Below are 12323 nucleotides of genomic sequence, written 5' to 3' on the forward strand. Positions count from 1 at the left end.
ATTGTTTCTGTACCACAGAACGGCTGGCTGAAGATAGAAATGCCCAGAAAGAACAGGGCGAAACCCCAAAATACGATGGAAAATGCCGAGAATTGAAGAAGGAAGAAGTCGCTGCAAACATTGAAGCGGGACTACCTTTTACGATCCGATTAAAATTACCGGAAAACCACGTAATCACCTTTAATGATCTGGTTCGCGGTGTCATCGAGATGAATACCAATGATTTGGATGATCAGGTACTGTTAAAAGCAGACGGATTCCCGACATACCATATGGCGGTAGTCGTCGATGATCATCTAATGGCGATTACTCACGTCATTCGTGGCGAGGAGTGGTTGCCATCCACGCCAAAACACGCCTACCTTTATGAATGTTTTGGTTGGGAGATGCCGCAGTTTGTTCATTTGCCCAATATCCTGAATGATGACCGAAAAAAACTCAGTAAACGTCAGGGCGATGTATCAGTAGGCGATTTTCTGGCAAAAGGCTATTTACCGGAAGCATTAGTCAATTTTCTGGCACTACTCGGTTGGAGTCCAGAGAATGAACAAGAAATATTTTCGATGGATGAATTGATTCAGGCCTTTGATCTTTCCCGAATCAATAAATCCGGAGCTGTTTTTGATCGAGCCAAGCTTAACTGGATGAATGCCCATTATATCAAAGAATTGCCGATTGAAGAATTGGTTAGCCATCTGACACCATTTTTGGTAAATGGCGGGGTGATAACCGAAGAAGAAGTGGCTGTAAAACAGGAATGGTTATTCAAAATCGGGGAGATTTTAAGAGATCGGATTGAATACTTTGCCCAGGCGCCCGAAGAACTGGAAATGATATTCAAAAGTGATTTTATGATTGAAGATGAGGAAGCGTTGGCACTATTGCATGAAGAGTCATCAAAACGTCTCTATCAGGCCCTGATTGCTAAGATTGAAGCGACAGAAATGTTAGACGCTGCCCGAGGAAAAGCCATCCTTAAAGAAATTCAAAAAGAGGAAAAAATAAAAGGGAAAATGCTCTTTATGCCTAGCCGGATCATGATTACGGGTGAAATGCATGGGCCGGATCTGACATTAATTATGGATGTGCTGGGAAAAGATGAGGTTATAAGCCGCATCAAGTCAGTCGCATCGATTATGCAATAATAAATAAATTAGACAAGGAGGAAAGTACATGAGTAAGCAAAAAACAAACAATAAGACGAAAAGCGGAATGCTATTGATCCTGATCACGCTGTTTATTGCGTTAGTGGGATATGTACTCTTTAATGGGGTGTCGGTGGGTGTTTATGACATTGGTAATGTCAGCAATAACATCAACTACGGGCTGGATTTAACAGGCGGGGTAAATGTGGTTTTGGAAGCCCAGGCAACTGATGATGACCCGGTTACAGCTGAAAAAATTGAATCAGCCATGCTGACTATTCGGCAGCGAATTGATACCCTGGGGGTCTCAGAACCGACCATCACCAAACAGGGTGATAACCGCATCCGGGTTTCGATTCCATCGGTTAGTGACCAGGAAGAAGCTCTGGATCTGATCGGAAAAACAGCTCAGCTGGAATTTGTCGGCCCCGACGAAACGGTTATTTTAACCGGTAAAGACGTGGTGGACTCCAAGGGTGTTATGCAGACCGACAGCACAGGTTTAGAAAAAGCGGTAGTTACTTTGAAATTCAGTGAGGAAGGCACAAAGCTTTTTGCTGATGCTACCCAAAAATATATTGGCCAGGCGATTAAGATCAAATTAGATGACGAAATCATTTCATCGCCAACCGTCAATGTGGCGATCACCAACGGAGAAGCGGTTATTGAAGGCATTGGCGACATCGAAGAAGCAGGCAATTTAGCCTCCCTCATTCGCGGTGGCGCTCTGCCGGTTAAGCTTGTACCAATTGAAGTAAGAACAGTCGGTCCGACATTAGGCCAGAACTCCCTAGATAAGAGCATCTATGCCGGAATGATCGGGATTGGTCTGGTTCTCATTTTTATGCTGATTTTTTACCGGGGATTGGGAATCATTGCTGACTTGGCTCTAATTATCTTTATCATTATTTTTATGATTATTTTAACAGCTCTCAACGTCACCCTGACTCTGCCAGGTATTGCCGGACTGATTCTCACCATTGGGATGGCAGTCGATGCCAATGTTATTATTTTTGAGCGAGTCAAAGAGGAGGCACGGTTAGGAAAATCATTGCTAACAGCCATCGATAACGGTTTTTCAAGAGCATTTAAAACGATCTTGGACTCAAATGTCACCACCTTAATTGCTGGTTTTGTCCTCTTCTTTTTAGGAAGCGGGAGTGTCCAGGGATTTGCCGTCACATTGATTTTAGGTATTCTCGTGAGTATGTTCACCGCCGTTGTCATTACCAAACAGCTGATAATTCTACTTGTCAAAACGGAATTGTTTAAAAGCAATACGTTTTACGGAATATAGAAAGGAGACCATAATGAAAAAGAACATTCAAATAGCAGAAAAAAGTAAAATATGGTTTGCCTTCTCGTTAATTCTCATTGCCATCAGTATTGGTTCCCTGTTTATAAACGGGTTGAATTTTGGGATTGACTTTATTGGTGGAACCATCGTAACCATTGAACTCAATACACCTTTTGAAACCAGTGATGCTAAAGCATTGATTGAAGAGTATGATACCAGTGCCGACGTGACCTATGCCGGGGAAGCCAAAACCCAGGTGATTATTTCCACCAAAAAAGACTTATCAACCGCAGAAAGACAGGCGTTATTTTCTAAATTTCAGGAAAAATATAATTTAGAAGATACTGACCTGTTATCGATTGACACCGTTAGCCCTTCAATCGGTGCGGAAATGGCCAATAGTTCGATGATTGCTGCAGTTGTTGCAGTCTTACTGATGTTGGTGTACATTACCTTCCGCTTCGAATTTATGTTTGGCTTGGCAGCTGTAATTGCCTTAATTCATGACCTGATTATTGTGTTGGGGGTTTATTCGATCTTCCAGATTCAGGTTAATTCACCACTGATCGCCGCTTTGCTGACGATATTGGGTTATTCGATCAATGATACCATCGTTGTCTTTGACCGCATCCGGGAAAATCGTCCTAAATTCGGAAAGTACGATTTTGCTAATTTAGTCGATACCAGCGTAACTCAAACCCTGCGACGAAGTATTAATACTTCCTTTACCACCTTGCTGGCAATCGGAGCCTTATATACATTTGGGGTGCCGGCAGTACAGGATTTCGCACTGCCATTAATGGTCGGTATTGTGAGCGGAACCTATTCATCAATCTTTGTGGCCAGTGCGCTTTGGTGTAAAATCAAAGAGTTTCAGGCCAGCAAAAGAGCTGCGGTTAAAAGTTAATTAAAAGAATATAATATAGAACTAGCTGCAAAACGATCTGGCGTCAAGGAGGCAACTCCCTGACGCTTTCGTTTTAGGGTGTCAAATTATAATCAGATACGGAAGTTTTATCAATTGATTCAATCTTGAGGTGAATATGTCAGTTAAAACGAAATGGATATTACGAAAAAACAAAAACAGTCATTTAAGCACTTCAGAGTATGAATGCTTAAAAAACGAGATGATACAGGATCTCAAATTGGGGAACCGAACGGCTGAAATTTTGATCAATCGCGGGATGACTTCGGTTGCGGAAACCCAGCGTTATCTCAATCCCGCTCTGGATGATCTTCATGATCCATTTCTCTTTGATGATATGGAAAAAGTTGTAGATCGGATTGCAAAAGCAAAAGCAGCAAACGAAAAAATTTGTATCTATGGCGACTACGACGCCGACGGTACAACCGGGGTATCGATCCTGTTCAGTTTTTTAAAAAGCAACGGCTTTAATGTTTCCTATTTTATTCCCAATCGCTTGATCACAGGTTATGGACTGCACATTGATCCCTTGCAGGAATTAATCGATGCGGGGGTAGGGCTGCTAATTACCGTCGATAATGGGATTTCGGCCAACGACCAGATTGCTTTCTGCAATTTGCACAATCTGAATGTTATTGTTACCGATCATCATGAGTGCCACGGGACGCTTCCAGCAGCATTTGGAATCATCAACCCCAAGGTGCCCGGCTCAAGCTATCCATTTAAAGAATTATGTGGTGCCGGGGTTGCGTTTAAACTGGTTCAAGCCTTAAGTATCCGATTAATGGTGTCTTTTGATATTCAGAATGCCGTGGAGTGCGTGGCTTTGGCCACAGTAGCCGATCTGGTTCCGCTACAGAACGAGAATCGCAGTCTGGTTGCCATGGGACTTGATTATCTCAATTCAAAATCCCGGAATCCCGGTATTCAGGCATTAATTGAAGTCAGTGAACTGACTCAGTTAAAAGCCTGGCATTTTGGCTTTGTGTTGGGTCCCAAGATTAATGCGGCAGGACGTCTTGGCGAGGCTAATCACATCGTTGACTTGCTAACCGGAACCGATCCCGTGAAGCTGTTGGAGCTGGCACAATTCTTAAGTGAGGAGAATCGCAAGCGTCAGGATCTGGAAGCAACTATTTTGGAAGATGCGCTGGCACAGGTCGAATCCCAGGAGCTAAACAAGGATGATATCATTATTGCGGTTGGAGAAAACTGGCACGCTGGGGTGATCGGAATTGTGGCTAGCCGGATTCAGGAGAAGTACTATAATCCGGTGATTGTTATCAGTGTTGATGATGGCATTGGAAAAGCATCCTGCCGAAGTGTTGAAGGGTTTAATATTTTTGCAGCGTTGCAATCCTGCGGCGAGGTTTTCACCAGCTATGGCGGTCACGATCAGGCCGCTGGTTTTAGTATCAAAGCTGAGAACATTAGCTCAATGATTGAAAAAATAAAAAATTACGGCGAATCCGTGGGTATAAAAAAGCACTTGATTAAAAGAATTCCCTATGACGCAATTATTGAAGTAGAAGAAATCACCTGGGAACTTTTTAATGACTGTTCGCATTTTGAACCCTGTGGCCTGGGTAATCCCGGGGTACAGTTTGTCATCAGCAAACCGGAGATTATTTCAATGGGCACGATGGGAAAGGAAAGCAATCATTTGCGTCTCGGTTTGAGAAATGAGATTAGAGGAGTCGGGTTTGGTCTTGGCGACTTTTATAATGTCACACCAGAATTGGTGGCAAATGGTTATCAAGGAGTAGCGCTGCTATGTCGGTTGGACGTTAATGAATATCGTGGCAATAAAACACTGCAATTGCTAATTAAAGATATCCGGCAAAATCCTATCTGGAATTCTGAAATAGCGATGTTTTTGATCAGGTCGATTGTCCAATCAGAAAATCCCAAAGCAGAAGTTGATTTGACAATTGAAGACATTAATCCCAATGACTTGCGTTTGCTGCGGGAGACCGTTAAACGAGTTTATCTGCTACTTAAAAATGCAGATGGAAGCGGGGTATCAATTCAATCGGAAAAGAATCACGAACTGTCTCCATTTCATGTGCTGATGTCATGCGAAATACTCAGAGAAGCAGGGTTAATTGCTTATGGACTTAAGGATGGATTGATTTTTTCCAAAATAATAGAAACAAGGGAAAAAAAGGATATTCAAAACACGAAACTAATGATAAAATTAGAAAAAATGATTAGTGATTGATAAGGGAGATTTATAATGGATCTAAAAGAAAACATTGGTATTTACGAAGATTTTCCAAAAGAAGGCATTAGTTTTAAGGATATTAACAGCCTGATTTTAAACCCCAAAGCTTTTCAACATGTCATTGACGAAATGGCTAAGGTTGCAAAAGCGCTCGATGCAAATATCATCGTGATTCCGGAAGCCAGGGGGTACATCTTTGGCACACCGCTGGCTTACTTAATTGGCGCCGGTCTGGTACCAGTCCGAAAGCCAGGTAAATTACCAGGTGAAGTCTCATCAGAAGCTTATGATCTGGAATATGGCTCAAATATCGTCGAAATTCAAAAAAATGCCATCAGACCCGGAGACCGGGTGATCATTGTGGATGATTTATTGGCCACTGGGGGAACCATGATGGCGGCTACCAAACTGATCGAAAACTTGGGTGGGGAAGTTTCAGGTATCATCACGCTGATTGAACTCACAGAATTAGGTGGTCGTGATCTCCTTAAAAAATATTTTGTACACTCGATTGTGACTTACCCCTACTAAAAAAGCACTTATTAATTAAAAAGGCAGAAACGATATGGATAATGACGCAGTAAGAGGAAAAATTGACAATGTAATAAACCTGGTAAAAGCAAACAATCCAGATGCTGAAACGGCGATGATCTATAAGGCCTATGACCTGGCAAGGGAAGCCCATAAAGATCAGAAACGGCTGTCTGGAGAGGACTATGTAATTCATCCGGTTTCTGTTGCTTACATTTTGGCTGAAATGCAAATGGATACAGAAACAATTGTTGCTGCCATTTTACATGATGTAATTGAAGATACAATCTACTCCTACGATTATATTAAGGAAGAATTTAATCAGGATATCGCTGATCTGGTGGAAGGTGTCACAAAAATCGGACGGATTGGGTTTCAATCCAAAGAAGAAAGTCAGGCCGAAAATCTCCGTAAAATGATTTTGGCGATGTCCAAAGATATTCGGGTTATCTTAATCAAGCTGGTTGACCGGCTGCATAATATGCGCACCCTGGAATACATGCGGGAAGCAAAACAGGTTGAAAAAGCTAAGGAAACATTGGATATCTATGCCCCGCTGGCTAATCGGTTGGGGATTTCCACGATCAAGTGGGAACTGGAAGATCTGGCGCTTAAGTATCTAGATCCAGATGGATATTATGATTTAGTTCAGAAAATAAAGATCAAAAAAAGCGCCCGCGAAGCCTATATTGCCGATGTGATTGAGGTTTTGTCTAAAGAAATTGAAAAAGTCGGCACCCATGCCGAGATATATGGTCGATCGAAACATTTTTACAGTATCTACCGAAAAATGAAAAGTCAGAACCGTAGCTTTGACGAAATCTATGATCTAATCGCAGTTCGGGTTATTGTCGATTCGCTAAAAGATTGTTATGGGGTGCTGGGGGTGGTTCATTCACAATGGACGCCGATACCCGGACGGTTTAAAGATTATATCGCCATGCCTAAACCCAACCTCTATCAATCCATTCATACAACGGTTATGGGGCCAAAAGGTGAGCCCTTTGAAATTCAGATTCGCACCAGAGAAATGCATGAAACCGCAGAATATGGGATTGCCGCACATTGGAAATATAAAGAAGGTCGAATGGATGCCAAGGACAACAAATACGAAGTCCAGATGTCCTGGCTGCGCCAAATGCTTGAACTGCAGCGAGACTCGGAGGATGCCGGGGAATTGGTGGAAACCATCAAAGTGGATCTTCTCAATGAAGAGGTCTACGTCTTTTCACCCAAAGGTGCGGTGGTTCCGCTGCCAGCCGGATCATGTCCCCTGGATTTTGCCTACCGAATTCATAGCGATATCGGAAACAGTTGCGTCGGGGCGCGGGTAAACAATAAAATTGTGCCGCTGAATAGTCCCTTAAAAAGCGGGGACATTGTTGAAGTCATGACCTCCAAGAATTCAAATGGTCCCAGCCGGGACTGGCTGAGCTTCGTCAAAAGTCCCCATGCCCGGAACAAGATCAAGCAGTACTTTAAAAAAGAAGAAAAAGACGAGAATATTCAAAAAGGCCGCAGTATTCTGGAGCGGGAAATCAAACGTGAGGGTTTGCAGCACTCCAATTTATTGAACTTGAACAATCTCGAGCTTCTGGCCGAAAAGTGCAGTTATAAAAGCCTCAACGATTTTTATGCGGCCATTGGTTATAACGGGATGAAAATCGGTACTGTTTTTCAGAAAATGAAACTGTTATTTCCCAAGGAATTTCCAGAAGAAGTTGAAGAAATTGTTCTCAAGAAACCAATCAAGGATGCCAAAAAAACCAGCAGCACCGTCATCGTTGCTGGACATAACGAAATTGATGTGCATTTTGCTAAATGCTGTAACCCGGTGCCTGGGGATAAAATCGTCGGGTACATTACCAAAGGCCGGGGGATCTCTGTCCATCGGGCGGATTGCTCCAATGTTTTAAATCTCACGGATCCTAATCGGATTGTGGAAGTGGAATGGAATAAATACAGTACTGGTTCGTTTACGGCAGAGATTCACATTAAAGCCAATGAATCGCCCGGAACGATCATTCAGATTTCAAAGACCTTTCTGGATATGGGTATTCCTGTGACGGCGCTCAATGCGAAAAATGAGAAAAACGAATATGATTTCTTTTCGGCAACCCTTGAGGTTAAAAGCCGTCGGGAACTGAATTTACTGATAAAGAATTTGAACAAAATAAAAGAAATTACCCAGATTTATCGAGTATAAGGAGACGTTATGCGGGCAGTGATACAGCGGGTGTCATCTTCAGAAGTGCGGATCAACAACGAGTCGGTGGGAAAAATTGCTCATGGGCTCAACGTCCTGCTGGGGATTAAGGATGACGATACCGAAACCGACATGGATTATATTATTAACAAATTGGTCAACTTGAGAATATTTGAAGATGCCGATGGCAAAATGAACCGATCCATTCTAGATGTGGACGGAGAACTACTGCTGGTTTCTCAATTTACGCTTTACGGTGATTGCCGAAAAGGGCGGAGGCCAGGCTTTACACGCAGTGGGCCGGTGGATCAAGCAGAAAAGAAATACGCTATTTTTGTTGATAAACTTAAAAATCAACCGATAAAAAAAATTGCGACCGGTGTTTTTCAGGCCGAAATGGAAGTTTTAATCGTCAATGATGGTCCGGTAACCCTGTTACTGGACAGTGAAAAGATTTTTTAGATAGATAAGGAAAGAATATGGAAGTAATAAAAAAATCCCTGGGACAAATGGGAACAAACTGTTATGTGGTTTGGGATGAAAAAACCTTGGAAGCGGCTGTTATTGATCCTGGGTTTGAGGATCAGCGAATTAATGCGATCATTAATGAAAATAAACTACAGGTCAAGTACATTCTACTGACTCATGGCCATTTTGACCATCTCGGTGGCGTCAATCAGATCAAACAACTAACCGGAGCCAAGGTGCTTATTCATCAGAGTGATGCCGATTGTCTCCTTGATCCAAGCCGTAACCTTTCAGTTCTGGCAGGCATGGCGATGGTACTGGAACCGGCTGATGGTTTTTTAGATGAAAAGGAGACGATTACCTTAGGTGAGATTGTTATCCAGGTGATACACACACCTGGCCACTCAAAAGGTGGTGTCTGTCTTCTGGCTGAAGATCAGCTTTTTGCCGGAGATACACTTTTTAGCACCTCCATCGGTCGGACTGACTTTGCCGATGGCGACTTGAAAGAATTGCTGAATGGGATTTCCTCAAAATTGTTTATATTGGATGATGCAACCACTGTATTGCCGGGACATGGAGAAAATACGACCATTGGGTACGAAAAAACGAACAATCCTTTTCTAAAGGGGCGTTTCTAGGAGAGAGCCAATGAGAGTACTGCGATTTGATTTAGAACGACCGGAGTTGGAGTATTATTTTCATGAGTTATATCAAGCTTTCGACCCGGGGGTAAAAAATACCGTGTCAGGAACAGCAGATGGTGTGTTATCCCAAAAAAATGTGGGGAATCAAGTTATTCTTAATCTGGTATGGGAAGATGGAAAAACATTAAATCGGGCCTATCAATTCAATAACAGTGATGATCCTCTTGAAAATAGTATTTACAAGGGGTTTCTTTATGATTTTTTATGTGAATACTTTGATAAACAGCTGGAATGGGGAACTTTAACAGGAATCAGACCGGTTAAAATGGTGCAAAATTATGCTGAACTGGGCTGGAGTCCAAGCAAAATCAGAAATAGATTTAGAGAGTACTATCGGGTTAGCAGTGACCGCACCGAATTATTGATACGGATCGCAAAAAAACAGGCGAATTTTATTCCCGGCGAACGGGAGTGCGGGGCTCAGCACCGGATCAGTTTATATGTGGGGATTCCCCTCTGTCCCTCTAAATGCGACTATTGCTCTTTTGTATCGACCATCGTGGATAAAAAGGGTGGAAATTTACAGCAGTACTTTGATCACTTGCTCGTTGAAATCCAGAAAACTGGAGAAATACTAAGAAACTGTGATTTGCGAATTGATGCCTTATATATCGGCGGTGGAACGCCGACCGTGTTAAGTGCCAGTCAGTTGGACATTCTGATGTCATTATTAGAAGAATGTTTTGATTTATCCCATCTCAGGGAATATACCCTAGAAGCAGGCCGACCTGAAACCATTAACCGGGAAAAACTGGAAACTGCAAAAGCGCATGGTGTGGAGCGGATTTGCCTGAATCCCCAATCCATGAATCCGCAAACGCTATTAAGCGTCAGTAGACCCTGGGAAGCGGGGCTGATCGAAAAACAGGTAGCGTTAATTAAATCCTTCGGGTTTAAAACCTTAAATATGGATCTGATTGTGGGATTAGGAAATGAAACCCCGGATGATTTTTTGCGATCACTGGACGCTATTATTGCACTCGAACCTGAAAATATAACCATCCATAATCTATCGATTAAAAAGGGCTCCAGAATCAAAGATCAAAATGGAATTGTCGTTAAAGAGGGATATGGTGAAAACTTTTATCAGGCAGTGAAAAGCCGTCTGAGTAGTGAAGAATTCGAGCCCTATTATCTGTATCGCTTAAAATATACCAGAGACAACAGTGAGAATATTGGCTATGCTAAGCCGGGTCATGAAGGGATTTATAATATTCTGATGATGGCCGAGTGTCAGTCCACCTTAGGCATCGGAGCTGGAGCGACCGGAAACCTCTATGATCCGATCACGAATAATATTACCAAGGTATTTACGGTTAAGGACGTGAAGACTTATAATGAGCGGTTTGAGGAGATTGTGGCGAAGAAAACTAAGGCTTATCTTTCTTTTACTGCGAACAAAGAAACGGATATCATTGTTTAATCGGATCGGAATAGAGATATTCCGATTTTTAAATTTATCGGATTGATTTTTCTGACAAACAGTTCTTACTTTAAGACGGCTCTATAAAACACCGTATTTAGAATCGTTTTTCAGCTTTCCTGCTTGACATCATCCCAGCAACTTCATTATAATATAAAGGTTAAGAAGATAAATAAATCACTATATACATTGGAGGTAGTATGAATACTTATTATAGAAATACCATGTGTGGAGAATTAACAGCAAATGATGTTGGTCAGGTAGTAGAACTGGCTGGTTGGGCGGATAATCGTCGAAACCTTGGCGGGGTGCTTTTTATTGATTTAAGAGACCGTTCCGGAAAAATTCAGTTGGTTGTCAACGAAGAACGACCTGAAGCCTTTGAGATTGCTGAAAAGGTCAGAAATGAATATGTCTTATCGGTTAAAGGCAAGGTTGTTTTGCGCAGTCCAGAAAATGTCAATAAAAATATCCCAACCGGTGAAATTGAAGTCGAGATCATCGAACTAAAAATTCTGGATTCGTCGGAAACACCACCGATTTATATTGAAGATAACGATCAGACCAATGAAGCCGTGCGGCTAAAATATCGGTATCTCGATCTGAGAAAACCAAAATATCAGAAAATTCTAAGAACCCGGCATCAGACCGCTGCCATTGCCAGAAATTTTCTCAATGAAAAGGGCTTTTTAGAAGTTGAAACTCCGATGCTAGCCAAACCAACCCCAGAGGGAGCCCGAGATTTTCTGGTGCCGTCGCGGGTGCAAAAAGGAAAATTCTTTGGATTGCCTCAGTCACCCCAGTTATATAAACAGATTTTAATGATTTCAGGAGTTGACCGTTATTATCAGATTGCCAAATGTTTCCGTGATGAAGATTTAAGACAGGATCGTCAGCCTGAGTTCAGTCAAATTGATATGGAAATGTCTTTTATTGATAAAGATGACATCATTGGCATTAACGAAGAAATGATTGCGAAGATCATGAAGGAAGTAAAAGGGGTAGAGGTCCAAACGCCGATGGTAAGAATGACTTATCAGGAAGCGATGGATCAATACGGATCAGATAAACCAGATACCCGATTCGGATTAAAACTGATTGACTTATCTGAGATTGTCGAAAACTCCGAGTTCAAAGTCTTTTCCGGGGCAGTTAAAAAAGGCGGAAGTGTTCGTGCGATTAATGCCAAAGGCGCTCAGGCTAAATTGAGCAAAAAAGGCATCAAAGGGCTGGAAAATTTTGCTAAAATTTATAAAGCCAAAGGTTTAGCCTGGATCGATGTTTCCGAAGACGAAATGAAATCACCAATCCTTAAATTTATCTCTGAGGAAGAAAAAGCAGCAATTTTTGAAAAAACCGATGCCCAGCCCGGGGATTTAATCTTCATTATTGCCGAT

At 42.1% G+C, this 12323-nt stretch carries 10 protein-coding genes; all 10 read left to right on the forward strand.

The annotated features are described in order from the left end of the window. On the forward strand, positions 1 to 1145 hold a 1145-nt coding region (gltX, locus tag Q7J41_RS15365; protein WP_304889317.1), incomplete at its 5' end, for a glutamate--tRNA ligase. A 28-nt stretch (positions 1146 to 1173) separates the two neighbouring features. Further along, positions 1174 to 2442 (forward strand): protein translocase subunit SecD, encoded by a 1269-nt coding sequence (gene secD / locus Q7J41_RS15370; RefSeq protein WP_304889318.1) that lies wholly within the window; start codon positions 1174 to 1176, stop codon positions 2440 to 2442. A gap of 13 nt (positions 2443 to 2455) precedes the next feature. Beyond that, positions 2456 to 3349 carry a protein translocase subunit SecF gene (gene secF / locus Q7J41_RS15375; protein ID WP_304889319.1) on the forward strand — a complete coding sequence of 298 codons (894 nt, stop codon included), beginning with the start codon at positions 2456 to 2458 and terminating at the stop codon, positions 3347 to 3349. 136 nt (positions 3350 to 3485) lie between these two features. Continuing rightward, complete coding sequence (gene recJ, locus Q7J41_RS15380) at positions 3486 to 5588, forward strand: single-stranded-DNA-specific exonuclease RecJ (RefSeq protein WP_304889320.1); 2103 nt, start codon at positions 3486 to 3488, stop codon at positions 5586 to 5588. A gap of 15 nt (positions 5589 to 5603) precedes the next feature. Further along, on the forward strand, positions 5604 to 6122 hold the full coding sequence (locus Q7J41_RS15385; RefSeq protein WP_304889321.1) for an adenine phosphoribosyltransferase: 519 nt from the start codon (positions 5604 to 5606) through the stop codon (positions 6120 to 6122). A 34-nt stretch (positions 6123 to 6156) separates the two neighbouring features. Further along, positions 6157 to 8328, forward strand: coding sequence for a bifunctional (p)ppGpp synthetase/guanosine-3',5'-bis(diphosphate) 3'-pyrophosphohydrolase (locus Q7J41_RS15390; protein WP_304889322.1), 2172 nt, complete (start codon positions 6157 to 6159; stop codon positions 8326 to 8328). Positions 8329 to 8337: 9 nt separating this feature from the next. Next, positions 8338 to 8790 carry a D-aminoacyl-tRNA deacylase gene (gene dtd / locus Q7J41_RS15395; protein ID WP_304889323.1) on the forward strand — a complete coding sequence of 151 codons (453 nt, stop codon included), beginning with the start codon at positions 8338 to 8340 and terminating at the stop codon, positions 8788 to 8790. A 17-nt stretch (positions 8791 to 8807) separates the two neighbouring features. After that, entirely contained in the window at positions 8808 to 9437 is a 630-nt protein-coding gene (locus Q7J41_RS15400) for an MBL fold metallo-hydrolase (RefSeq protein WP_304889324.1), read from the forward strand. Between the two features lie 10 nt (positions 9438 to 9447). After that, complete coding sequence (gene hemZ / locus Q7J41_RS15405; RefSeq protein ID WP_304889325.1) at positions 9448 to 10926, forward strand: coproporphyrinogen dehydrogenase HemZ; 1479 nt, start codon at positions 9448 to 9450, stop codon at positions 10924 to 10926. Positions 10927 to 11126: 200 nt separating this feature from the next. Beyond that, a partial coding sequence (aspS, locus tag Q7J41_RS15410; protein ID WP_304889326.1) for an aspartate--tRNA ligase occupies positions 11127 to 12323 on the forward strand: 1197 nt, incomplete at its 3' end.

The sequence above is a fragment of the Acetobacterium sp. genome, assembly GCF_030652775.1.
GTDB lineage: Bacteria > Bacillota > Clostridia > Eubacteriales > Eubacteriaceae > Acetobacterium.